The sequence below is a fragment of the Cupriavidus sp. GW823-FHT07A04 genome, from assembly GCF_058794615.1.
Genome location: NZ_JBXAHA010000016.1, coordinates 130,792 through 153,246, shown reverse-complemented (window position 1 = coordinate 153,246; position 22,455 = coordinate 130,792). Strand labels below are relative to the sequence as shown.

General features: G+C 64.3%; 34 protein-coding genes. 26 read left to right on the top strand and 8 right to left on the bottom strand.

Annotated features, from left to right (window positions below):
• Nucleotides 1-2: 2 nt before the first annotated feature.
• From AC1Q7Q_RS26625 to AC1Q7Q_RS26565, 13 genes are all read left to right on the top strand, one after another.
• A complete protein-coding gene (locus AC1Q7Q_RS26625; RefSeq protein WP_492370722.1) occupies nt 3-968 on the top strand; it encodes a hypothetical protein in 966 nt (321 codons plus the stop codon).
• The gene (locus tag AC1Q7Q_RS26620; protein WP_492370721.1) at nt 965-2,389 is read left to right on the top strand and encodes a hypothetical protein; all 1,425 of its coding nucleotides are present in this window, start codon (nt 965-967) and stop codon (nt 2,387-2,389) included. Before AC1Q7Q_RS26625 ends, AC1Q7Q_RS26620 begins: the two co-directional genes overlap by 4 nt.
• Nucleotides 2,386-3,051: a phage baseplate assembly protein V gene (locus AC1Q7Q_RS26615; RefSeq protein WP_492370720.1), complete on the top strand. Its 666-nt coding sequence runs from the start codon at nt 2,386-2,388 to the stop codon at nt 3,049-3,051. The genes AC1Q7Q_RS26620 and AC1Q7Q_RS26615 overlap by 4 nt, the downstream gene beginning before the upstream one ends.
• The gene (locus AC1Q7Q_RS26610; protein ID WP_492370719.1) at nt 3,048-3,428 is read left to right on the top strand and encodes a phage tail protein; all 381 of its coding nucleotides are present in this window, start codon (nt 3,048-3,050) and stop codon (nt 3,426-3,428) included. The genes AC1Q7Q_RS26615 and AC1Q7Q_RS26610 overlap by 4 nt, the downstream gene beginning before the upstream one ends.
• A 1-nt stretch (nt 3,429) precedes the next feature.
• Nucleotides 3,430-4,569, top strand: a complete 1,140-nt coding sequence (locus AC1Q7Q_RS26605) for a baseplate J/gp47 family protein (RefSeq protein WP_492370718.1) — start codon at nt 3,430-3,432, stop codon at nt 4,567-4,569.
• The gene (locus AC1Q7Q_RS26600) at nt 4,570-5,325 is read left to right on the top strand and encodes a UCP028438 family phage-derived protein (RefSeq protein ID WP_492370717.1); all 756 of its coding nucleotides are present in this window, start codon (nt 4,570-4,572) and stop codon (nt 5,323-5,325) included.
• A 13-nt stretch (nt 5,326-5,338) separates the two neighbouring features.
• Entirely contained in the window at nt 5,339-5,605 is a 267-nt protein-coding gene (locus AC1Q7Q_RS26595) for a spike base protein, RCAP_Rcc01079 family (RefSeq protein ID WP_492370716.1), read from the top strand.
• Entirely contained in the window at nt 5,602-5,814 is a 213-nt protein-coding gene (locus tag AC1Q7Q_RS26590; protein ID WP_492370715.1) for a hypothetical protein, read from the top strand. The genes AC1Q7Q_RS26595 and AC1Q7Q_RS26590 overlap by 4 nt, the downstream gene beginning before the upstream one ends.
• A gap of 3 nt (nt 5,815-5,817) precedes the next feature.
• Entirely contained in the window at nt 5,818-7,041 is a 1,224-nt protein-coding gene (locus AC1Q7Q_RS26585) for a phage head spike fiber domain-containing protein (protein ID WP_492370714.1), read from the top strand.
• A 1-nt stretch (nt 7,042) separates the two neighbouring features.
• Nucleotides 7,043-7,375, top strand: coding sequence for a hypothetical protein (locus AC1Q7Q_RS26580; protein ID WP_492370713.1), 333 nt, complete (start codon nt 7,043-7,045; stop codon nt 7,373-7,375).
• Between the two features lie 444 nt (nt 7,376-7,819).
• Nucleotides 7,820-9,181 carry a hypothetical protein gene (locus AC1Q7Q_RS26575; protein WP_492370712.1) on the top strand — a complete coding sequence of 454 codons (1,362 nt, stop codon included), beginning with the start codon at nt 7,820-7,822 and terminating at the stop codon, nt 9,179-9,181.
• Between the two features lie 8 nt (nt 9,182-9,189).
• Nucleotides 9,190-9,537 (top strand): tail fiber assembly protein, encoded by a 348-nt coding sequence (locus tag AC1Q7Q_RS26570; RefSeq protein WP_492370711.1) that lies wholly within the window; start codon nt 9,190-9,192, stop codon nt 9,535-9,537.
• Nucleotides 9,538-9,608: 71 nt separating this feature from the next.
• Nucleotides 9,609-10,739: an acyltransferase family protein gene (locus AC1Q7Q_RS26565; protein ID WP_492370710.1), complete on the top strand. Its 1,131-nt coding sequence runs from the start codon at nt 9,609-9,611 to the stop codon at nt 10,737-10,739.
• A gap of 8 nt (nt 10,740-10,747) precedes the next feature.
• Here the strand turns inward: AC1Q7Q_RS26565 and AC1Q7Q_RS26560 are convergent, their stop codons facing one another.
• Together AC1Q7Q_RS26560 and AC1Q7Q_RS26555 are read right to left on the bottom strand one after the other, a co-directional pair.
• The gene (locus AC1Q7Q_RS26560; protein WP_492370709.1) at nt 10,748-11,479 is read right to left on the bottom strand and encodes an SGNH/GDSL hydrolase family protein; all 732 of its coding nucleotides are present in this window, start codon (nt 11,477-11,479) and stop codon (nt 10,748-10,750) included.
• Entirely contained in the window at nt 11,476-11,745 is a 270-nt protein-coding gene (locus AC1Q7Q_RS26555) for an XRE family transcriptional regulator (protein ID WP_492370708.1), read from the bottom strand. Before AC1Q7Q_RS26555 ends, AC1Q7Q_RS26560 begins: the two co-directional genes overlap by 4 nt.
• Nucleotides 11,746-11,986: 241 nt before the next feature.
• Between AC1Q7Q_RS26555 and AC1Q7Q_RS26550 the strand changes: the two genes are divergently transcribed.
• From AC1Q7Q_RS26550 to AC1Q7Q_RS26525, 6 genes are all read left to right on the top strand, one after another.
• Complete coding sequence (locus tag AC1Q7Q_RS26550; protein ID WP_492370707.1) at nt 11,987-12,397, top strand: hypothetical protein; 411 nt, start codon at nt 11,987-11,989, stop codon at nt 12,395-12,397.
• Complete coding sequence (locus AC1Q7Q_RS26545) at nt 12,390-12,938, top strand: glycoside hydrolase family 19 protein (RefSeq protein WP_492370706.1); 549 nt, start codon at nt 12,390-12,392, stop codon at nt 12,936-12,938. Before AC1Q7Q_RS26550 ends, AC1Q7Q_RS26545 begins: the two co-directional genes overlap by 8 nt.
• Nucleotides 12,935-13,318 (top strand): ubiquitination-like system serine protease family protein, encoded by a 384-nt coding sequence (locus AC1Q7Q_RS26540; protein ID WP_492370705.1) that lies wholly within the window; start codon nt 12,935-12,937, stop codon nt 13,316-13,318. The genes AC1Q7Q_RS26545 and AC1Q7Q_RS26540 overlap by 4 nt, the downstream gene beginning before the upstream one ends.
• 240 nt (nt 13,319-13,558) lie before the next feature.
• Nucleotides 13,559-14,050 carry a hypothetical protein gene (locus tag AC1Q7Q_RS26535; protein ID WP_492370704.1) on the top strand — a complete coding sequence of 164 codons (492 nt, stop codon included), beginning with the start codon at nt 13,559-13,561 and terminating at the stop codon, nt 14,048-14,050.
• The gene (locus AC1Q7Q_RS26530) at nt 14,037-14,462 is read left to right on the top strand and encodes a hypothetical protein (RefSeq protein WP_492370703.1); all 426 of its coding nucleotides are present in this window, start codon (nt 14,037-14,039) and stop codon (nt 14,460-14,462) included. Before AC1Q7Q_RS26535 ends, AC1Q7Q_RS26530 begins: the two co-directional genes overlap by 14 nt.
• A gap of 29 nt (nt 14,463-14,491) precedes the next feature.
• Nucleotides 14,492-14,776 carry a hypothetical protein gene (locus tag AC1Q7Q_RS26525; RefSeq protein WP_492370702.1) on the top strand — a complete coding sequence of 95 codons (285 nt, stop codon included), beginning with the start codon at nt 14,492-14,494 and terminating at the stop codon, nt 14,774-14,776.
• Between the two features lie 9 nt (nt 14,777-14,785).
• Here AC1Q7Q_RS26525 and AC1Q7Q_RS26520 read toward each other — a convergent pair whose 3' ends face one another.
• From AC1Q7Q_RS26520 to AC1Q7Q_RS26495, 6 genes are all read right to left on the bottom strand, one after another.
• Nucleotides 14,786-15,052: a hypothetical protein gene (locus tag AC1Q7Q_RS26520; RefSeq protein WP_492370701.1), complete on the bottom strand. Its 267-nt coding sequence runs from the start codon at nt 15,050-15,052 to the stop codon at nt 14,786-14,788.
• A gap of 60 nt (nt 15,053-15,112) precedes the next feature.
• Nucleotides 15,113-15,745 (bottom strand): ATP-dependent DNA ligase, encoded by a 633-nt coding sequence (locus AC1Q7Q_RS26515; RefSeq protein ID WP_492370700.1) that lies wholly within the window; start codon nt 15,743-15,745, stop codon nt 15,113-15,115.
• Between the two features lie 218 nt (nt 15,746-15,963).
• Entirely contained in the window at nt 15,964-16,611 is a 648-nt protein-coding gene (locus AC1Q7Q_RS26510; protein WP_492370699.1) for an SOS response-associated peptidase, read from the bottom strand.
• Nucleotides 16,601-17,023 (bottom strand): hypothetical protein, encoded by a 423-nt coding sequence (locus AC1Q7Q_RS26505; RefSeq protein ID WP_492370698.1) that lies wholly within the window; start codon nt 17,021-17,023, stop codon nt 16,601-16,603. The genes AC1Q7Q_RS26510 and AC1Q7Q_RS26505 overlap by 11 nt, the downstream gene beginning before the upstream one ends.
• A 20-nt stretch (nt 17,024-17,043) precedes the next feature.
• Nucleotides 17,044-17,310 carry a hypothetical protein gene (locus AC1Q7Q_RS26500; protein WP_492370697.1) on the bottom strand — a complete coding sequence of 89 codons (267 nt, stop codon included), beginning with the start codon at nt 17,308-17,310 and terminating at the stop codon, nt 17,044-17,046.
• Nucleotides 17,298-17,657: a hypothetical protein gene (locus tag AC1Q7Q_RS26495; protein WP_492370696.1), complete on the bottom strand. Its 360-nt coding sequence runs from the start codon at nt 17,655-17,657 to the stop codon at nt 17,298-17,300. The genes AC1Q7Q_RS26500 and AC1Q7Q_RS26495 overlap by 13 nt, the downstream gene beginning before the upstream one ends.
• Before the next feature lie 360 nt (nt 17,658-18,017).
• On the opposite strand from AC1Q7Q_RS26495, the gene AC1Q7Q_RS26490 reads away from it, so the two are divergent.
• The 7 genes from AC1Q7Q_RS26490 to AC1Q7Q_RS26460 all read left to right on the top strand — a co-directional run bounded on the left by AC1Q7Q_RS26490 (nt 18,018) and on the right by AC1Q7Q_RS26460 (nt 21,818).
• Nucleotides 18,018-18,317 (top strand): hypothetical protein, encoded by a 300-nt coding sequence (locus tag AC1Q7Q_RS26490; protein ID WP_492370695.1) that lies wholly within the window; start codon nt 18,018-18,020, stop codon nt 18,315-18,317.
• A 3-nt stretch (nt 18,318-18,320) separates the two neighbouring features.
• Nucleotides 18,321-18,932, top strand: coding sequence for a hypothetical protein (locus AC1Q7Q_RS26485; protein WP_492370694.1), 612 nt, complete (start codon nt 18,321-18,323; stop codon nt 18,930-18,932).
• A gap of 132 nt (nt 18,933-19,064) precedes the next feature.
• A complete protein-coding gene (locus AC1Q7Q_RS26480; RefSeq protein WP_492370693.1) occupies nt 19,065-19,739 on the top strand; it encodes a hypothetical protein in 675 nt (224 codons plus the stop codon).
• Entirely contained in the window at nt 19,736-20,410 is a 675-nt protein-coding gene (locus AC1Q7Q_RS26475) for a phage baseplate assembly protein V (protein WP_492370692.1), read from the top strand. The genes AC1Q7Q_RS26480 and AC1Q7Q_RS26475 overlap by 4 nt, the downstream gene beginning before the upstream one ends.
• Nucleotides 20,410-20,817, top strand: a complete 408-nt coding sequence (locus AC1Q7Q_RS26470; RefSeq protein WP_492370691.1) for a phage tail protein — start codon at nt 20,410-20,412, stop codon at nt 20,815-20,817. The genes AC1Q7Q_RS26475 and AC1Q7Q_RS26470 overlap by 1 nt, the downstream gene beginning before the upstream one ends.
• Nucleotide 20,818: 1 nt before the next feature.
• Nucleotides 20,819-21,484 (top strand): hypothetical protein, encoded by a 666-nt coding sequence (locus tag AC1Q7Q_RS26465; protein WP_492370690.1) that lies wholly within the window; start codon nt 20,819-20,821, stop codon nt 21,482-21,484.
• Between the two features lie 7 nt (nt 21,485-21,491).
• Nucleotides 21,492-21,818: a hypothetical protein gene (locus tag AC1Q7Q_RS26460; RefSeq protein WP_492370689.1), complete on the top strand. Its 327-nt coding sequence runs from the start codon at nt 21,492-21,494 to the stop codon at nt 21,816-21,818.
• The last annotated feature ends 637 nt before the right edge of the window (nt 21,819-22,455 follow it).

The window sequence follows — 22,455 nt, the reverse complement described above, 5'->3', positions numbered from 1 at the left end:
CCATGGCCGACTTTGTCATGCAGCTCGGCGACTTCCAGTTTGATCGCGAAGAAGTCCCCGAGAAGATCCCGTTTGGTGGCGAGCAGCAGCTGGCGGTCCACCGTCTGGTGGGCGGCGTGAAGGTCGTGGACGCCATGGGCGCGTTTTCTGCGCCACCCGAGTGGTCGGGCTGGTTGCGTGGGCCAAAGGCGTTGGCGCGCGCGCGGGCGCTCGATGGGATGCGGGTGGCAGGGGCGCCCGTGGTCCTCAAATGGTCTGAGCTGGTGTACGCCGTGCTGATCCGAGAATTCCGGGCGGACTTCGAGCGCTTCTACCAGATCCCGTACCACATCACTTGCGAGGTGGTGGAAGACCTCACACTCTCCACCGCCGGCACGGGCGGTCCCAGCATCGATAGTCTGATCAACGGCGACATCGCCTCGGCCGACAGCTTGGTCTCAGGCATCGGCAACATCTCGCTGTCGAGCATGATGGGCACCGTGAAGAACGCCGTCAGCACCGTGTCGAGCTTTGCCAACGCGGCGCAGTCCACATTAAACAGTGTGCTGCAGCCGATCGCTGCGCTGCGCAATGAGGCGCAGAGCATCGTCGCGCAGGTGAACAACACGCTGGTCAACGTGACCACGCTGGGCGGCATCCTGCCGAACAACCCCATTGCACGCCAGGTGCAGACAATTTCGGGCCAGATCCTGGCGGCGCAGCAGCTGCCGGCGCTGATCCAGCTTGATCGCGTCATGGGTCGGGTGCAGTTGAACGTCGGATCGATCTACGCCAGCGCGAAGCAGGTCACGGTAGCGGGCGGCAACTTGATGGACATCGCCGCGAAAGAGTGGGGAGACGCCATGGCCTGGACGGGGCTGGCCAAGGCCAACCCGCAGCTCGGCGGCGATCCGCAACTGCCTCCCTCGGTCCAGACGGTGACGATTCCGCCTTCCAAGGACCAGGTTGGCGGGCTGGTGAACTCATGAGCCTGAACGAACTCCCTGTGCAGCCTGCTTCCCGGCAGCCGCGCGGCATCGTCAAGGTCGCCGGCGTGCGCGTGGATGCCTGGATCGACTGGTCGGTGGACAATAACACGTTCTACCAGGCCGATACGTTCCGCGTGTCCTTCGCGGTGACCGCGCTGCCCGCCGAGACCAACGCGGCGTGGTTCGCGACCCAGACGGAGGCGTTCGTCGAGATCTTTGCCGGTTTCCCTAGCGACCCATCCAACTTCAGCGAATCCGACCTGCAAAGCCTCATTTACGGGCGCGTCGACGACATCGATTACGACCCGGTAGCCACCACCCTGGTGCTGACCGGGCGCGACCTGACCGCCGCATTCATCGACGCTAAGACGTCCATGCAGTACCAGAACCTGACCTCGTCGGAGATCGCCATCCAGCTGGCGCAGGCACACAAGCTGACGCCTGTCGTGACGGCGACCACGACAAAGGCCGGCAGCCTGTATGCCTATGACCACGTGCGGATGGTCGATCAGCGCAGCGAGTGGGACTTGCTCACGTGGCTGGCCTCGGAGGAGGGGTTCATCTGCTACGTGAAGGGGCAGGAACTGCATTTCGAGCCGCGGCAGGAAGACACGCTGCCGGTGGTGCCAGTGGACAAGGCCGCCCTGCAGAAGGAGTTCGACGAGGTGTCGGCAGCGTGGCGGGCCGAGCAGGAGAAGGCGAAGGCCCTCAACAAGGAGGCGCTGGCCGATTCCGATGCGAAGGATGCCGCGGTGGCCGCCGGCGACGACGCCGCGGCCGCAGCCGCGCAGCAGGCGGGGCTCGCCAAGGTGGCAGAGGCGACGGCAACCCTGGATAGGGCGCGCGGGCTGTACAAGAAGCGCTACCACGACCTGAACGAACAGCTCAGCGGCATCTCGTCTGCGCCAGTGGGTGGGCCTTCCAACGTTTATGAGCTGCGCTGGGTCGTGGACGACCAGGGGAACCCGTTGGCCAACGTGCGGGATTTGTGGCTGTCGCGCAGCCTGACGGTCGCAAAGGGCGTCACGGTGGTGGTGCGGTCCCGGCAACTGAAGACGGCAAAGACGATTACGGCCTACTACCCGAGCCGGGGCAAGACGATCCAGCCGGGCAAGGCGTCGCCCTTCGGAAACCAGCAAATCTACCCGATCAACCGCGGTGGCCTGGATCAGGACCGGGCCAACAAGCTTGCCGAGAAGACGCACCGCGAGATCACGCAGCACGAGATGAAGTTGCGCGCGCGGCTGCCGGGCGACAACGTGCTGACGCAGACCACCCTGGTACGCCTGACGGGCACCGGGACCGCCTTCGATCAGGACTACTACGTGGATGGCATCACGCGCCAGATGAGCCTGGAAGGCGGCTACGTGATGGACATCTCGGCCAAGAACCACAACCCCGACTCGGTGCCGCCCCTATGATGCAGCGCTTTCGCAACCAGATGGCACTTGCTGCCGAGCTGGCACAGGCCGGGCGGGCGGAATGCTGCGTCGGCATCGTCACCAGCTACGACCCCAGTAACGCTTCAGCCCGGGTCCGCCTGGAACCCGCCGACCCGGACTTCCCCGACCGTACCCTGACAGGCTGGCTGCCCGTCGCCTCGCCATGGGTCGGCAATACCTGGGGACTGGACGCGCCGCCCAGCCCAGGCGACCAGGTCGAGGTGAAGTTCTTCGGGGGCGAAATCGAGACTGGCTACGTTTGCGGGCGACTGTACAGCGATGCGGCGAGGCCACCCGGCGCGCCGTCAGGCGAGTTCTGGATCGTGCACCGGTCCGGGTCGGCGCTGCGGTTCAAGAACGATGGCACCGTCGAGGTGGTGGCACAGACCACGGCCAAGTACACCGCCCAGTTGCACCACTTCGTCGGTCCCGTGCAGATGGACAACACGCTGCTGGTCGAGCAGACCATCACCGGGCAGGGCGGCATGGCCATCTCGGGGGACAACGGTTCGGGTGCCACCTCGACGGTGACCGGCAACCTGGACACCACTGGCACCATCCACAACAACGGCGTCGACATCGGCAGCACGCACCGCCATAGCAACGGCAACGGCGGCGCCAACACAGGCACACCTGTATGACCCCGCAGCTTCTCAACGACATCGACCACTGGGTCGGGAACGACCTTGGTGTCTCGCCGACCGGCGATCTCGGGCACGCCAGCGCTGACACGCGCACGCAGCAGCGCATCGTGCGCCGATTGGTCACCAACCCGGGTGAGTACATCTTCCACCCGAAATACGGTGCTGGTCTGCCGGCCAAGATCGGCCAGAACGCCGATCTGCCTGGGCTGCGCGCGCTCATCCGCAGCCAGGTCCTGATGGAAGACGCAGTTGCCCGGCAGCCCGAGCCCGAGGTGGACCTGCAGCAGATCAATTCCGGCTTCGCCGTGACCGTCCGGTACACCAGCGCGACCACGCGCAAGCCGGTAACCCTCAGCTTTGACGTGAACCGCTGATATGGCCATTTCCACGAAGGACTTCACCACGCTGGTGCGCGAGAGCGTGACGGCCATTCAGGGCTATGCGAGCGTCCTGCTCGATCTCACGATCGGGTCGATCCTGCGTGCGGTTGTGGAGGCGAACGCCGCGGTGACGGTCTGGCTCGAAAGCCTGATCATGCAGGTCCTGGCGATCACGCGTGCGGCCACGTCCAGCGGTGCCGACCTGGACAGCTGGGTGGCCGACTTCGGCGTGAGCCGCCTGCCGGCCACATACGCGACCGGGCAAGTCACGTTTTCTCGCTTCACCGCGACGCAGCAGGCCGTGGTGCCGGTCGGCGCCACCGTCCAGACGGGCGACGGCACGCAGCAGTATGCGGTTGTCGCCGACACGACTAATCCGGCCTACAGCGCCACGCTAGGCGGCTATGTGCTGGCGGCGGGCACGTCTAGCGTGAGCGTGCCCGTCCTGGCGGTGGTGGCCGGCGCGGCCGGCAACGCTGTGATCGGGGCGGTCTCGGTCATCGCCGGGGCGATTTCGGGCGTGGATACCGTCACGAACGGCGCCAGCTTTGCCAACGGCGCTGACGCTGAGTCGGACCCAGCCTTGCGCACGCGCTTCATCGCCTACATCCGCAGCCTGTCCAAGGCCACGAAGGATGCCGTGGGCTATGCCATCACGTCCCTCAAGCAGGGCGTCACTTACGCACTGGTGGAGAACCAGACCTACGCCGGCGTGGTGCAGATGGGCTACTTCTATGTGGTGGTCGATGACGGTACAGGCGCGCCGGGCAGTACGTTTCTGGCCACCGTGGCGAACGCGATCGACGCCGTCCGTCCGCTGTGCAGCAGCTTCGGCGTGTTCGCGCCGGCACTGTTGAATGCCTCGGTGGCAATGACCTGCACGATCGGCGCGGGCTACGACGGCGCCGCCACGCGGCAGCTCGTCAACATGGCGTTGACGAACTTCATCAACGCGCTGCCGCGCGACCCGGTGGCGCAGACCATGACGCTGCCCTATAGCCGCCTGGCACAGGTGGCCTACGATGCATCGCCAGGGGTCACCAACGTGACGGGCGTTACTCTGAATGGCAGCACGGCTGACCTGGTGGCCACGGCCAAGCAGACCATCAAGGCTTCTACGATCTCGGTGGCATAAATGGCAGTCGGCGATCAAAACGATGTCTACCGGCGGCTGCGCGGCTACCTGCCGCGCTGGTTTCCCGATGAGAGCCAATCCCCGGTCATCACCGGCCTGCTGCAGGGCCTGGCCTACACCGGCGCCTTCATCTACAGCCTGCTCAGCTACGCGCGGCTGCAGACGCGCATCAAGTCCGCCACCGACGGCTGGCTCGACATGATCGCGGCCGACTTCTTCGGCTCGGCGCTGCTGCGCGCGGCCAACCAGTCGGACGACTCATTCCGGGCGCGCATCCTGATCAACCTGTTCCGCGAGCGCGCCACGCGCGCGGGGCTGATCCGGGTACTGCAGGACCTGACCGGCCGCACGCCGGTGGTGATCGAGCCAACGCGCCCGGCGGACACCGGGGCGTACGGTGGACCGCTGATCGGCTACGGCTATGCAGGCGCCTACGGCTCGATGTCGATGCCGTTCCAGGCGTTCGTGATCGCCTTCCGTCCCGCCGGCACTGGCATCCCGAATATCGCTGGCTATGGCGCGTCTACGGGTGGCTACAGCACGCCATCGCAGGCCTCGTACGCATCGCTGTCGATGATCCAGGGCGGTGTAACCGACGCAGACATCTATGCCGCTATCGACAGCGTGAAGCCGGTAGCCACCATCGTGTGGACCAGCATCGTGCAGAACCTGCCCGCGCCGCCGGCAGTAATCCCCGGGATGACCGGGCCGACGGTGGTGCTCGACTTCGCAAACCAGATTTACCAGTCCATCTAACGTGGAGTAGGCCATGCCTGATCCGTTTCAGAACAATCCCCCGAGCCTTACCGATCCCTCGTTCGATTACTTCGCGATCACACCGAGCGACAGCGCGGCCAACAATTTTGCGCGGCCGGCGAACAGCATCCGAGTCGGTACCGGCGGGGATGTCGTTGCGATTCGCCGCGATGGCACGGCGGTGACATTCAAGAACTGTCCATCCGGCGAGACGCTGCCCATCCGGGCGCTGCGCGTGAACGCGACAGGGACGACTGCCCTCGATCTGGTGGGCCTATGAAGCTCGGCCTGGGATTGTCAGTGGTCTGCCGTAGGCGCTCGGGCCGCTACGACGGTGATGACCTCCGGCTGGGAACGTTGTCGCTGGACTTCCTGGCGCTCAACGAGCCGACGGCGCAGCTCGATTTCGTCGCCAATGGCTACCGTGCATGGGTCGATGACCCGACCTGGCCGTATGGCACCACCAGCGTGTTCAAATCGAAGGGATGAAGGATGCTTTTCAATCGAAATTTTGCCGACCTGATCACCTTTGCGCGGGCGTCGACGCGCATGCGCTTTAGCAGCGGCGGGGTGCTGGTGCAGGATGCGGCCAACGTGCCGAGCCTGGACTATGACCCTATCACGCTGGCGGCTAGGGGGCTGCTGGTGGAGGAGTCGCGGACGAATCTGCTGCTCTATTCCGAGCAGTTCGACAATGCCGCCTGGGTAAAGGCGGCGACTACGGTCTCCGCTAATGCGGCAGCAGCGCCGGACGGCACTGTGTCGGCTGACAAGCTGGTAGTCAACAATGCGGCGGTGATGGGGTCGAGTACTGCAAACGGGGTAAGGCAAGCCGGTATTGCCAAGGCCGCCAGCGCATTGCCCTACACGATCACCGGGCATTTCAAGGCTGCCGAATTCAATTCCGTCCACCTATTTATCTCTGATTCCGGCGCCGTAGCGAACAATGGATCGGTCAAGTTCAATCTGGCGAATGGAACCATCAGCACTGCGGCTGCCGCAGGAGGGACGTTCACCGGCGCCAGCGCAGCAATCACGCCGCTGCCGAATGGGTGGTATCGGTGCAGCCTCACGGTGACTACGTCGACCGAGACGGCGCTTCGTGGAGATTTCTGGCCGAATGATTCCGTTGCGACCACTGGCGATGGGACGTCTGGCATCTACGCGTGGGGAGGCGATCTCGCGCAGGGCGCCTTTCGCACGAGCTACGTCCCCACGACTGCCGCCCAAGCCACCCGCGCCGCAGATAGTGCTGCCATTACTGACCTGACCAAGCTCGCATTCAATCCGAGTGAGGGAACGATATACGCAGAGGCTCTGGCACCTGCTGCGGTGGCCACCGTCGGAGCGGCCGGCATTGTGGCATTGCACGATGGGTCGATCTCGAATCGAATGGTCGCCTACTTCTCAGGCGGAAATGCCCGAGTACTTGCGACGATCGGTGGGACGGCCCAATCCTTCTCGGTGGGGGCTGCGCCAGCGGCAGGGGCAGTGTGCAAGCTCGCATTTGCCTACAGGGTAAACGACTTTGCGGCTTCGATGAATGGCGCTGCTGCCGTGCCGTGGGCGCTCTCGGGCGTGCCATCCGTGAGTGCGCTTCGGCTTGGCGGGACGAATCAAGGGGTCGGCAGTGAGGCGCTCAATAGCTGTCTGCGCAATGCCCGCTATATCCCGCGCCGCCTTTCCAATACCGATCTCCAATCCCTGACCGCGTGAGGTGACTATGTTCCACGACTACTACCTGCGCGGGCCCGACCGCGACACCACGCGTGCTGCGCTGCTGGCCGCCGGCCTGACGGTCGAATACACCGACGCGGACGGCGTTGCGCAGCGCATGGCCGCTGAAGGCGTCAACCTTTCGAGCATTGGCACGATCTACGAGGGCGGCACGTGGGATGCCGATGGCAACGTGATCTCGCCGCCGGCGCCCGTGCCCGGCTGGCACGTGAACATGCGGTTGGAGCGCCCGCTGACCGCCGGCGAGACGGCGGCGCTGGGCGACATCGTCGTCGCGCCGGAGCCGGGGACGCCTTATCGGGTGTGGGCTTGAGTCGGTGAGGTGCCCGCGCGGTAGGTTTTTGCGCCCGAAGCTCTAGGTGGAGAGCTGCTCCTGATAGCCTCCTCTAGCATATCCGCGAGCGCTCGGATTCGTCGCTCAGCTAGCTGCTGTGCCGTGGGCTGTGTTTGCTGAGTCGCGGTTGAGCAGCTGTTCGCGTGCATCAGTGCAAGATCCTTGTGACGGAGAAGTTCGGTGGGAAGGGCTAGCAAGTCCCAATCTAACGGGCCGTCGGTATTTTGCGTCGATGCAGCCGCAGGACGATCCCCCAAGACGGGGGAATCCGTAGCGCCAACAAGCGCGCGGCGTGCGCGACGCGCCCCCCCTTCAGCGTTTTTTTCCACTGTCCCATGCCGATCACCGCGCTGCATGGATAGGCAGCAACCGAAGTACAGCTACAGCCTGCCTCGTGCGGGCTTTTTCATTTCCGGAGCCTAAATGGACCGCCAGATCGTTTATCCGGGCCAGATCCCCCTTGAGACGGACCTGCTGAACACGAACAAGTACGCGATGATCGCGCTGGCCAAGATGGCTGCGGCGATGCTCGGTACCGCTACCGTGGTGAACGGCCTCGGCTGCGTGCCCACCGGCCCGGCCTCGCTGCAGGTGGTCGTGAACGCGGGCGAGATCTACAGCCTCGCGAACGTCGACGCCACCGCCTATTCCTCGTTGGCGGCGGACACCACGCACAGCATCCTGAAGCAGGGGATCTCTCTCGACCCCGTGACGCTGAGCTGCCCGGCGCCGGCCACGGCCGGCCAGAGCGTGAACTACCTGATCCAGGCGGCCTACCTCGACACGGACACTGGCCTGAGCACGCTGCCGTACTACAACGCTAGCAACCCCACGCAGGCGTGGGCGGGGCCGGGCAACTCCGGCGCTCAGCAGGCCACCGCGCGCAAGGGCATCGTCAATATCACGGTCAAGGCCGGTGTCTCGGCCACCACCGGCACGCAGACCACGCCGGCCCCGGATGCCGGCTACACCGGGCTGTGGGTGGTGACCGTCGCCAACGGCCAGACGACCATCACCTCGGCCAGCATCGCCCAGGCTGCGAACGCGCCAATTTTGCCGGCCGACCTGCTGCACGCGATCCAGCAGAACGCGTTGACGACTGCGGTGGACACGGGGGCGGCCAACGGCTACGCCGTCAGCTACAGCCCGGCAATCACCGCACTGACCGACGGCATGGTGGTGTGGTTCAAGGCCAAGACCGCGAACGGCGGTGCGTCGACGCTGAACGTCAACGGCCTGGGTGCTCAGCCGCTAGTAGGCGGCGCGCACAGCGCGCTGCAGGGCGGGGAGATTGTCGCTGGCGGCAAGTGCCAGGCAGTCTGGCGCGCGGACATCAGCTCGTGGGTGTTGCTTGAGTGCACGGGCGGCGCGCTGCAGGTGGCAGCCGCGACGCAGAGCAACCATGCGGTGAACCAAGGGCAGCTCACCAACACTGCGTCTCCACTGGCTCTCGCTACGGCAGCATCGACGTCTGCGAATCAGGCTGTCAACCAGTCCCAGGTATTCGGCGTTGGGCAGACGCTTCAAAATCTAACCGCCTCGCGTGCGTTTGGTACTACGTACACGAATAGCACGGGTAAGCCTATCGAAATCTTCGTGCAGAGTACGGTCAACTCCGGGCAAGCAGTGGCGCTTAACATCGGGGGATCACAGGTTGGTAATTTCAGTAACGTGGGGGGCTCTGGTCAAGCGTTTCTCTTTACGGCCATCGTGCCGGCGGGCGCCACTTACTCTGTTGTTATCAGCAGTTCCGGCACGCTAACCACTTGGTACGAACTTCGATAAAGGCAAAAATGCAAACTTTCAAAGATACCCTGACGCAGAAAATCTTCGCCCTTGATGATGATGTGGTGGTGACCGGAGAGAAGGGCGCGCGCGTCTTTACCGCTGCGCATGGCGGGGAACTGGTTCTGCCGGCAACGCTGGAGCCATGCGAACCACCGCCGCCGACCCCGGTTGATCTGGCGGCAAATGCTCGCGCACGCCGCGATGCATTGCTGGTGGCCACAGACTGGACTCAGCTTCCAGATGTCCCAGAGATGACCCGTGCGCGATACGTGTCGTATCGGCAGGAATTGCGGGATATGCCGGAGCAGAGTGGATTCCCGAACACTATTAAATGGCCGACCTCTCCTCAATAGTGCGCATGGTCTGGCTGGCGATACAATACGCGGGCCGCTGACTTCTGCGGTTGATATGAGGCTACTAGAGCATGCTTTCAGAGCAGAAAACTGGATTCGACCCGCGCTTGGAGAGCGTGCGGGGTATCGCCGCGCTCGCAGTAGTGATTGCGCATGCGAGCGCCGTACTACGGATCGATGGCAACCCTGCGTTCTGGGCAACTCCGTTTGCCGATCAGACCGTCGTGCAGCGCTCAATCAGCCTGGTATCAGCACTGTTTAACCCCACGGCAGCCGTCGTACTGTTCTTCGTCCTCAGCGGCTATGTCTTGACTTTGTCGCTGACTCGAAAAAGTCCTGAATCTGGGAATGTGCCCAGCTACATCGTGCGCAGACTCTTTCGCCTGTTGCCACCGATGTGGGCATCCGTCGTGCTAATGCTGATTGTGTTGTGGCTGGCGCCGCCTGAGGCCGGAGGCGATGTTTTTTCCAATTGGTACGGGGCTGTTTTTGTGCCGGGATTGTCGCTGTCAGACGTGCTGGGCAATCTGTCTCTATTCAGCTTTCGCGTCAACGCCGTGACCTGGACGATGTATGTTGAGCTGATCGGCTCAGTGTTTCTGCTCGTGAGTTTGGCGTTAGGTTCGCGTGGCGGTCGCTATGCCGACATGGCGCTATTGGCGGCGCTGGCAGCGCTGACGCTGATCACCTACCCGAGCCCGACCCTCTCCTATCTGCTGTGCTTTCAGGTCGGGATTGCGGTTGCCAAGGGCGGCGACAATGCGATACCGGTTCGCGGTGCCATTCTATGCTCGCTAGCCATCGCCGTTTTCGCCTTTGAGCGCCTGGCTTATTCGTCTCAGCCTGGCGGGATTCTTCTGCTTTCAGCTGCTTCGGCTGCGCTGCTAGCCGGAGTTAGGCGGGGGGCGTTCCACGCGTTTCTGATGTCCGCACCGCTTCGTTTTCTCGGCAAGGTCTCTTACAGCCTGTATCTGCTGCATCCGCCGGTTCTCTATCTGACGGGGCGGGCAGCCGCGCATCTCGGAGTTCCGGGCCCGGGGATCGCGCCGCCGCTCTTTGTGTTTGCCGTATCCATCCCGGCCTCAATCCTTCTCGCATGGGGTGGATACGCATCGGTTGAGCGGTGGTCAATCGGTGCAGGCCGCAAGCTGGCAAACAGGATAGTGCTGTGGGCGGGCACCGGGGTCGCGGCGAAGCGCTGACCGCGCACTCACCACCTGAAGCGGGGCCAAATAACTGGCCCCATGACAGCCATTAGCCTTTCTGCCTTGATCGCATAGAGCGCGCTGTTTGGATGTACGCAGTCCTTGGCAACATAGGACTGCCAGTTCGGCATCGCGGAGATCGGGGCGTACTGCGAGGCAATTGGCACCTGCATGCTCTTTGCGACGTCCTGCATAACGGCGACGTACTCGGGCAGCTTGGTCCGCAGCGGATCGCATGATGGATTCGGCTCGTCGAACACTGGAATCTTGCCCGACCATCGGGCCATCGTCACAAATTGCCCAAGCAGTACGCGGTACTCGTCAGTGGACTCGCCAATGCCATTCTTCGCATCGTTCAGACCATGGTTCAGTACGACGACCTGGGCCTTCGACGATGCCATCTGTTGTTGCCACGGCAGATGCTTTCCGTCCGTGCCGGTGATCAGGTTCGCTAGAGTGGTTCCAGCAACACCCTGATTGGACACGACAAATCTCGATCCATATGCGGACTGCAGTTTCGCCTGCAATATGGCGGGCTCGCTTGAGCTGGACTGCGCCTCGATTTCCGGGTCGTAGCCCCACGCGGTGGAGTCGCCATAGAACTCGACCAAGATGGTCGGCGGTGTTTCAGGAGCGGGGTCAACCGGCGCAGCAGACTTCGAACCCTCCCCGCTGCCTCCGCAGCCACTGCACGCCATCACGACCATGCCGAGAAATGATGCTGCGAGGCCCTTCATTGCTCGGCCCCAGAAAGATCGATGGTGGCGCCGGCTTGGCGCATCCTTTCGAGGACGCGGCACACAGTCTCCTCGTCGAGCTCGAGGCGCGCCATCGCGAAGAAGAGCATCTGCGCGCTCATCTGGCGCGGGTCGTGTCCACCCGTGTACTTGCGCCACTGCTGATCGCCGGATAAGCCGAACAGTTCGGCCATCCCCTTGCCGGTCAGCCCAAGTTGGGTTTTCAACTGGGTGAGGTCGCCGGTGGTCGGTGGTGTGTACAGCATGCCTGGTCTCAAATAGGCGCGTGAAGGCGCGAAACGTCCGGTTCATGATCGTCCTTTCGGGGTGGCGGGCGGCGCAGGGGCGTTACCCAGTTCGCGGGAAGATAGCCCTTTAGGGGCTAAATGTCAAGCAGCAGAATTCTGGACGTCCACAAGCCGCCTCTGGGCGGTTTCTGTTTGCCCCGCCTCGCGCGGGCTTTTTAATGCCCGCCGTAGAGCGGGTTTTCCATTTCCGGGGTCACAAATGTCCGAACCAATCAGCGGCAGCGCCGCAGCCGGCGCGGCGGGCGCCGCTGCCTTCAAAGCCTTCGGCGGGCCAGCGGCGGTTGCCGCCGGCGCATCCGGCCTGGCCGCACTCGTAGTGATGATGATGATGACTCCACGAAGCCCAAGAGAGTGGGCGGTAGGGCTGATCTCTACCGTCGTATCCAGCGTCGCCGGCGGCGCGGCTGTCGTGCAGAAGTTCGGGCTGCAGGCCTGGACGCACGACTACATCGGCCTGGTGGCGCTGTTCGGCGTGGTGTTCGCCTGTGGCCTGCCGGGCTGGGCCATCGTGCGCTGGCTGTTCAATTTCATCGAGAAGCGCCGCGACAAGGATCTGGCCGAGGTGGCGGGGGACGTGCGCGACGCGGTGACGGGGGGCAATCATGGCTGACCTTCTTGTCACCGCCGCGCAGCTGCACGCGATCATGCCGCTGGCCGGCGCGCGCGCCGACGCGTTCGCCGCGCCGCTGGCCGCCGCGATGCTGCAGTTCGAGGTCAACACGCCCACGCGCGCGGCGGCCTTCCTGGCGCAAGTCGCGCACGAATCCGGGCAGTTGCGCCTGCTGCGCGAGATCTGGGGGCCGACCCCGGCGCAGCGTCGGTATGAGGGTAGGGCGGATCTCGGCAATGTCGAGCCCGGCGACGGCAAGCGGTTCATGGGACGCGGCCTGATCCAGGTCACCGGCCGGAAGAACTACCTGCTGTGCGGCTTCGGGCTGCACCTGGACCTGCTGACGCAGCCCGAGCTGCTCGAGCAACCCGTGCACGCGGCCGCGTCCGCCGGCTGGTACTGGCACACCCACAACCTGAATCGCTTTGCCGATGCTGGCGATTTCGTGGGGCTGACGCGCGCGATCAACGGCGGGATCAATGGTATTGCCGAGCGGCGCGCTTTCTGGGCCAAGGCCAAAACAGTACTGGAGGTCGTATGAGCGTGCTATCGAAGGTTTTGCATGACTCGCCCGGCAACGGGCTTTCCTTCTGGTGCCCCGGGTGTGATGGTCCGCACCGTATCCAGCACGGCTCCGGCGACGGGCCATGCTGGGGATGGAATGGCGACGTCGAGTGGCCGACCTTCACGCCGTCGGTGCTGACCTGGTGGGATGAGCCGGCCGCTGCAGGCAACCCCGATGAGCTGCGCGCTCAGGTCGCGCGCAAGCGCGCCGATTCGAGTTATCAGATCCCGTACGTCAAGAAGACCTGCCACTCCTTCGTGACCGACGGCCACATCCAGTTCCTGGGCGACTGCACGCATGCGCTGGCCGGGCAGACGGTGCCCCTGGCCGAGTTCCCGGCGGGGTGGGGCTGCTGAAGCAGGTTATTATCTAACTGCGGTGAATGCGCACGGGACGCTGTGCGCAGGCAGGGACGCGGCGCCATAGGACTAGCGCTGCTCGCCGGTTCAATTCCGGCCACCGTAAAGCCCCGAGCTAAACCCTCGGGGCTTTCTTTTTTTTGGGGCTGCTGACGCTCCGCCAACATTTCTCGCAGTCCCACCACTTTTTCCTCATTCCAGCCGCCTTCCGGCGGTTTTTTGCATTCTGAGGCCCCTATGGCTGTCACGGATACCCACGAAGAGAAAGAGACCCTGGCCGTCGACGTGCTGCTGCCTGGGCACGAGGCGCGCACCACCACGCCGCTGTTCCTGCATTCCAAGAAGGCGCTGATCGCGCGCGAGGGCGGACGCTGCTTCATCTGCGGCGCCACGGCAGAAGAGAGCGGCCATCCGCTCGAGGCGCATCACCATCCGATTGAACGCTCGCTGGCCAACATGATCGACTGGGCGAGCGTGGCCACCTTCGCGCGCGCCGGCGCGCTGGGCCCGCACGCGGCAGCGTTCGACTGGGACCACTTCGACCCGGCCAACCCCTACGCCTTCGTGGACGACATGACGGTCAACGGCCTGCTGCTCTGCAAGCCCCACCACACCGGCAAGGACGAAGGCATCCACGACATGCCGTTCCCGCTCTGGATCGCCCAGAAGTACGCCAGGGAAGGCTACCAATTCACGCCCACGGAGGTCATCCACCATGCTGATTCTTGACGCCATCGGGACGGCGCTGAAGGCCGTCTTCGCCACGCCCGAGCGAATCTTCTTTGCTGCGGTGCTGATCATCCTGGCGCTGGCCGGCGGATCGGTCTGGGTCTATCGCGGCGAGCGCGATACGGCGCGCGCTGAGCTGGCGCAGGCCAAGTCCGACCTGGTCAAGGCCAAGGGCGACAACCAGGCGCTGGCGGACTCGGTGTCGACGCAGAACGCTGCAGTAGCCGCGATCGAGGCGCAGGCCAAGCTGCGCCAGTACCAAGCCGCGAAGGCCGATGCTGAAGCGCAGGCGGCCCAGTCCAAGTACACGCTGTTGGCCGGCAAGATCCAGGCGCAGGTGCCGGGCTCGGACCAGTGTGCATCGCTGCACGGGCTGCGGCAGACCTTCACGGCTGGACGGGAGGGGCTATGAATTTCCAAATTGCGAAAAATCGAGATTTCGTGGCGTTGGCGGCACGCAGGAATATTTTGGGAATAATTTGCGCTGCGCTTTGTAGTCTCGCCGGCTGCGCCGCCACGCCGCAGGTGATCGAGAAACCGGTGGAGGTGAGGGTGCCGGTGGCCGTGCAGTGCAAGACGGCCGAGATCCCGGAGCCGGACTGGCCGCTGGCGAAGGTGCCTGTCGGCGCCAGCGACTTTGAGTTCTTCCGGGCGGCGCTGGGGGAGCTGGCGCTGCGGGCCGGGTATGAGGTCAGGCTGAAGGCGGCCGTGGCCGCCTGCCAATAGGCCGATCGCTTACCCCAGCTTTGCGTAGTCACGCAGGTGAAGTGCAATCGACGCGAAGTCGCTCACGTACTCGCCGAATGCTTCCTTTTTTCCATTGCCGATATTGGCATACACGGCGTCATGGAAGTCTTGCTCGCTCCAATCGGTGCCGACTGTCTCATTCACGGCCTTCACAGCGCGGTGGAAGCGATTCTCGTCGAGAGGGTGGCTCGTGTGCCAAGTTTCGTGCACAAGCCATACCTTCAGCGCTTCAGCGAATTTTGCTCGGGCCGTCATGGAGATGTCCTCGGGTTGGTTGGGGCGAGGATTATCGCATGCCACCTTCACGCATCCTCGTCATGGCCCTCGGCTGAAGCGTTGCGCCTGCACCGCCCCCGGCCGCTTGACCTTCACCCAGTCCCGGGAGCGCACGCCCGCCTGGTAGGTGCTGCCCACCCGCTTCCCGACGATGCCCTCCAGTTTCAGCGCCAGCGCATTGCCGTAGAGCCATTCTCCATCCTCGACGTCCTGCACGTACAGTAGCCCGGGCGGCGGCTCGGCCAACAGCTTCTGCAGCGCCGCCTTGCGCTTCTCAATGGGCTGACCCCGTAGATCCCGCCCGCGCCCGACAATCAGGTCAAAGATGCAGTAGGCCACTGGATCGGCGCCTTTATACCAGCCGCGGCGCAAGGCGCGGCGGTGCACCCGGTTAAAGTCGCTGATACCCAGGTCAGTGAGAACGCAGACCTCGCCGTCCAAGATGTTGCCGGCGGGCAGGGCGGCCAGCGCGTCAGCCAGCTCGGGGAACCACTTCGTCGCATCTATCCCGCCGCTCGACTGCAGCTCGACCTGGCCGGTGGTGGCCAGCATGCGGTACCCGTCGTACTTGATCTCGAAGTGCCAGCCGCCGCCGCGCGGCACCGATTTCTGTTCCGTCAGCAGCATGGGGGAGAGGTCTGCCAGCTTCGGCGCCGGCGCGCGCGGTGGCATGGTTGGATCCTGTGGGGCAGTGCTTCCGTTGTAGGCGCGCCGCCAGGATGGTGCCATAGGGCATCGTCCGACTTGCGTACGTTGCGTCTATAAAAAAGCACCCGCGGCCGGGAGGAAGCGGGTGCTGAAGGGAATGTAGGGCAATCGCGTTTTACCCGGGGGCACTCTAGCTGAGTTAGGTCCGATAGAACATAACTCTCTCGGCGGGATTGGCAGGGCTACTCGGCTGCCTTTGCCCGCGGCGCGCGCGGCGCCGCCTCGGCATCCATCAGCTCGGGCGGGTAGGGCCGCATGAAGCTCCGCGCCCGCTCCGGATCCCGGCACGTCAGCCAGTCGTCCCATTCCGCCCTCGGCACGATAACGATCATCCGTTTTTCCTTGCCAGGGGCGTGGAAGCGGTTCATCAGCGGGTGCTTGTCCGAGTTGATGGTCAGCATGGTGAACGAGAGCACGCCATCCGGCCAATTCCGCCACAGACCCGCGATGGCGAACTCGGGCTCATCCTTCAGCCAGATCCGCCAGCGCACGGACTTGGGCCCGCTCTCGTAGTTAGGCTCGTAGAAACTGGTGGCCGGCACCAGGCAGAGCTGGCCCTTCTTCCAGGGGCCGGAGAACGACCGCTTCTCGCCGACCGTCTCCGACCGCGCGTTGGTGGTGTCGAACTTGGCCACGCCCGGCGGGATCCGGCTCTTGGGCACCATGCCGAACGTCCCCACCAGCGCCTGGCGCGCGCCGTCGTCGCTGGCCACGATGATCGGCGCGGCATAGTCCGGCCAGGTCTCGGGCGGGTAGTCGAGGGGCGGCGGCTCGACGCCGAAGACGTCGCGCAGCAGCTGGCGCTGCACCGGGGCGTAGTTAGTGCACATCCTCATCTCCTGGCAGCGGCGTGAGTGGCAACACCCGGCGCGCCTTTTCCGAGACGCGCCGGTGCTTGTCCTGCGCATCTTGCCACGTCGCCGAGGTGAAGATCTTGTCGATGCCGCCGCCGACCAGGTGGGTCAGGAAAACCGGGTTGTCGGTCATCGTGTTCGACCATGGGCAGAAGCATGTCCAGACGCGGGCATCCTGCTCGGGAAGGTCAGTGCGTAGCACGAAACGTTTGAACCAGCCCCTCAGGAATTCATGATGAGCGTTTCCGTCCATCGTATGGACCGGCTGGCCGTCAGGGTCCAGGAGGTACAGCTGCATGCTGAACGGATCACCATAGGCATCCGGCGTGCCGCCGCGCACGGCGTGGCGCAGCGCGCGTACCCAATTCTCTGGGGTGTCGGGGGGCATCGTGGGGCGGCTGCAGCTAGTCAGCGGCGCGGGAACAGCGCGCGCAGCGGCGTTTTCACCGCCGGCCGGGCCACCTTGATCCGGTGGTGCTGGCCGTCCTGCTCGAACGACAGGTAATCGGCCGTCCACATCATCTTCTCGATGTGGCGCGTCTCGATGCCGTGCACGGTCACGGCGCTGGCCGACACCGTGACGCCTTCGCAGTCAAGGCGCAACTCGGCCGTGTCGCCGGGCAGGAACTGGGCTTCCAGGAAGATTGAGGCAGCCTGATAGGTCACAGGGAACATGCCACCTCCTGACGGGTGGCATAGTGGCGCTCGCCGCGGGTGCGCAGCCGAATGGTGTCCGGGCCGAGGAAGTCCACGTTGGCCAGACTAAAGCTCAGGCGCGCGCCGGCGTGATCGAATGCCAGGCGGTCCAGGCTCCATGGCAGCGCCTTCAGCGACGCGGTGTCGACCCCGGACAGGATCAGCGTCGCGCCGGCGGCCTGTGCGGCTGCTTCGACCTCGGGGTTCCAGGTGTCGGCGGTGAGCAGCGGATCGTCGATGGTGACATGGGGGCAGCGGATGGCCAAACGCGCGGCCCCGCGGGACTGGCTGTACAGGTAGACGGTATCGGGGGCGCAGGCGAACATGTCTCTCTCACTGATACTGTATGGATATCCAGTATAAGAGTCGTCCTAAGCCGGGCGCGGATAGTTGAGTTAACTGTATGGATATACAGTGTGGCGGGCGACCATCCGTATCGGGTATGGTTGTGCATCTCGGGCATCTTGCGTCACACCCACCAGAGTGCGCGAGTCCTCTATTGGGCACCCCGAAAATGGATTACGCCAAAACTACGCTCGTAGCTATTAAGTGACTGATTTTAAATAGAAACCGAGTCCCCTCCCTCGCACCAAAGTTACTTATTAAGCGCTTTTCACCTCGCCGCACTTCACTGCACCGGTCAGCACCGACGGTCCGCTAAGCCTAACAACCCGATCGCCAAGCAGGTGCAAACGATCTCGAACCAGATCGTGGCGGCGCAGCAGCTGCCCGCCCTGGTGCAGCTCGATCGCGTGGTCGGGCGCTCGCAGATGAATATCGGCTCGATTTATGCCAGCGCGAAGCAGATCACAGTCGCCGGCGGCAACCTGCTGGACATCGCCGCCAAGGAATACGGCGACGCGATGGCCTGGACGGGCCTCGCCAAGGCCAACCCGCAGCTTGGCGCGGACCCTCAACTGACGGGCGTCAATACCGTGACGATCCCGCCCTCGAAAGACGATGTCGGTGGTGTACTGAACTCCTGATCCATGCTCAACACACTTCCCGTTCAGCCGGTGGCGCGCTCACCGCGCGCGATCGTGAAGGTGGCCGGCATCATTGTGCCCGCGTGGGTGGAATGGTCGACCTACGACAACACGTTCTACCAGGCCGACACGTTCCGGGTCAGCTTCGCGGCCAACGCGCTGCCGGCCGAGACGAATGCGAACTGGCTTTCGCAGCAGAAGGAAGCCTTCGTCGAGATATTTGCCGGTCTCCCCGCCGACCCGACGAATTTCAGCGAAACGGATCTGACCAGCCTCATTTACGGGCGCGTCGACGATATCGACTACGACCCGGTGGCGACCACCATCGATCTGGTAGGGCGCGACCTCACCGCGGCGTTCATCGATACCAAGACGTCGATCCAATACCAGAACCTGACGTCCTCGCAGATCGCCACACAGCTGGCGCTGGCGCACGGGCTGACGCCGGTGGTGACGGCCACCACGACGGCCGCCGGCACCTTCTACGCCTACGACGCATGGTCGACCAGCGCAGCGAATGGGATCTGCTCACCTACCTGGCGGCACAGGAGGGCTTCAACGTCTATGTCAAAGGGAGGGAGCTGCATTTCGAGCCGCGCCCGACCGACACTGTGACGGTGACGGCGACGCCAGTCGACAAGACCGCGCTGCAGAAGGAGTTCGACGAGGTTTCCGCAGCCTGGGCAGCCGAGCAAGCAAAGGCCAAGGCGCTCAACCAGGGCGCGCTGGCGGACCTGGCCACCAAGGATGCCGCTACCGCAGCGGGCGACACCGCCGGCGCTGCCGCCGCGCAGCAGGCCGGCCTGGCGAAGACCGGGCAGGCCACGCAGATCCTCGACAACGCGCGCGCTGTACAAGCAGCTCTACCACGACCTGAAAGAACAGCTGAATGCGACCGCGCCGACGGCGCCCGAAGCGAACCCGAACACCTATGAGCTGCGGTGGGAAGTCGACGAGGCGGGCAACCCGACGGCGAACGTCAAGGACCTGAAGCTCTCGCACAGCCTGACGGTGGCCAAGGGCGTGACGGTGGTGGTGCGGTCATGGAACGCCAAGCAGAGCAAGGGCTTCACCGCTTACTACCCCAGCAAGGGAAAGACGACGCAGCCGGGTAAGGCGTCGCCATTCGGTAACCAGCAGGTCTATTCGATCACCCGAGGCGGCCTGACGCAGGATGGGGCCACGCAGTTGGCCCAGAAGACGCATGCCGAGATCACGCAGCACGAGATGAAGCTGCGCGCCATGCTGCCGGGCGACAACATCCTCACCGCGACCGTGCTGGTGCGGCTCACCGGCACCGGTACCGCCTTCGACCAGGACTACTACGTTGAATCGGTTACGCGCTCGATGAGCGTGCAGGGCGGCTACGGCATGACCCTCTCCGCCAAGAACCACAGCCCCGACTCGGTACCGTCGCCATGATGCAGCAGATCCAGAACCAGATGCGCCTGGCGGCGCAGATGGCGCAGGCCGGCCGCGCCCAGGTCCAGGTGGGCATCGTGACCAGCTACGACCCTGGCACCGCCTCGGCGCGGGTCCGGCTGCAGCCCGAGGACCCGGACTATCCAGATGCAACGCTGACCGGCTGGCTGCCGGTGGCTTCGCCGTGGGTTGGGAATGGGTGGGGCATTGACGCGCCGGTGACGCCAGGCGACCAGGTCGAGGTGAAGTTCTTTGGGGGCGAGATCGAGAACGGCTACGTCTCGGGGCGCCTCTACAGCGACAGCGCCAGGCCGACTGGCGCGCAGTCTGGCGAGTTCTTCCTGACGCATCAGGCTGGCGCATTCGTCAGGCTGAAGAACGACGGCAAGGTCGGGATCAACAGCCAGGTCGAGATCGACGCGACAGCGCCCACGGTGGCGATCCAGGCCACTGGCAACGTCAACGTGATGGCCGGCGGCCAGGCCAACGTTACGGCGCCCTCAATCAGCCTTGGGGCTGCCGGGCAGACGCTGCAGGCATTCGTCACGGCGCTCTTCATGCAGCTATTCAACAGCCACACGCATCCTGTGTCGGCGGTGGGCTCGCCCACGGACGTGCCGAATCAGCAGATGACGAACTCCCATCTGACTTCGACGGTAAAGGGCGGCTGATGACCCAGCAACTACTGAATGACCTGAACCACTGGGTGGGCGGGGACATTGGCACGTCGCCCACAGGCGACTTCGGCACGGCTGCCGCAGACCTGCGCACCAACCAGCGGATCGTGCGGCGGCTCACCACGAACCCCAAGGAAGACGGCGTCGACGGTGGCCCGCCCGACTACATCTTCCACCCGGACTACGGCGGCGGCCTGCCGCGCATGATCGGCGAGCCCCTCAATGTCCCCGCGACGCGAGGCCGGATCCGCGCGCAACTGCGGCTCGAGGAGGGCGTGGCCCAGACCCCCGAACCGCAGATCACGGTCAACGCGATCACTAATGGCGTGAGCGTCGGCATCCTCTACACCAGCTCGATCACTCGGCGCCCGGTGTCCCTCCAGTTCAACGTGACAAAGTGATATGAGCATTCAGACGCAGGACTGGGTAACGCTGGTCCGCAACCAGGTCACGGCCATCCAGGGCTACGCGAAGGTGCTGGTCGACCTCACCATCGGCTCGATCCTGCGCGCGGTGGTGGAGGCGAATGCCGCGGTGGTGATCTGGCTGCAGGGCCTGATCATGCAGGTCCTGGCGATCACGCGCGCGGCCACGTCCAGCGGTGCCGACCTGGACAGCTGGGTGGCCGACTTCGGCGTGAGCCGGCTACCGGCCACCTACGCGACCGGGCAGGTCACGTTCGCGCGCTTCACCGCGACGCAGCAGGCCGTGGTACCGGTTGGCGCGACCGTTCAGACGGGCGACGGCACGCAGCAGTACGCGGTCACCGCCGACACGACCAATCCGGCCTACAGCGCGACCCTGGGCGGTTATGTGCTGGCGGCGGGTGTGTCCAGCGTGAGTGTGCCCGTCCTGGCGGTGGTGGCCGGCGCGGCCGGAAACGCCGACTCGATGAATGGTGCTGCTGCCGTGCCGTGGGCGCTCTCTGGCGTGCCGTCTGTGAGTGCGCCGCGGCTTGGCGGGACGAATCAAGGCGCCAGCAGTGAAGTGCTCAACAGCTGGCTGCGCAATGTCCGCTACTACCCGCGCCGGATGACCAACGCCGAGCTCCAGTCCCTGACCGCGTGAGGTGACCATGTTCCACGACTACTATCTCCGCGGCGTCGACCGCGATACCACGCGCGCGGCGCTGCTGGCCGCCGGCCTCACGGTCGAATATACCGACCAGGACGGCGTCGCGCAGCGCATTGCCGCTGAGGGCGTCAACCTCTCGAGCATTGGCACTATCTACGAGGGCGGCACGTGGGATGCCGACGGCAACGTGATCACGCCGCCGACGGCGGTGCCTGGCTGGCATGTGAATCTGCGGTTGGAACGCGAGCTGGCCGCCGGGGAGTTGGCGGCGCTGGGCGACATCGTTGTCGCGCCGGAGCCGGGGACGCCTTATCGAGTGTGGGCGTGAGTCGGTGAGGTTCCCGCCCCGTAGGTTCTTGCACCGGGAGTTTTTAGTGGAGTACTGCTCTTGATGGCCTCCTCTAGTAGATCCGCGAGCGCTCGGATTCGTCGCTCGGCTAGTTGCTGTGCCGTGAGCTGTATTTGCTGAGTCGCGGTTGAGCAGCTGTTCGCGTGCATCACTGCAAGATCCTTGTGAAGGAGAAGTTCGGTGGGAAGGGATAGCAAGTCCCAATCTAACGGGCCGTCGGTATTTTGCGTTGATGCAGCTGCTGGACGATCCCCCATGACGGGGGAATCTGCGGCGCGAACGATGGCAGGCAGCGCACCGGACCTAGCCACCTGCTGCTCACCTAAATGAATCAGCCACTCGTCGCCTAATTGGCCAAGGGCGTATCGCCAGGATCCACGCGCAGATTAGCGGGCCTACAGCCGGAATGATTGCGAGGAAGGCAATTGACGTGGGTAGGTGCGTGCGCGCAAAGATTCGGCGAAGAGGGAAAAACCAGAGCAACTGGAAAGCGAAGAGGCAGGCGAGTTGGGTCATATCAGCAACTGAGGCTATCGAATCCGGAGCCAGATTGGCGGCAGGAATAGTGCGCCGATTGCCCGGAAATCGCTCCCCTACAAAGGGGGATATTTTGAGC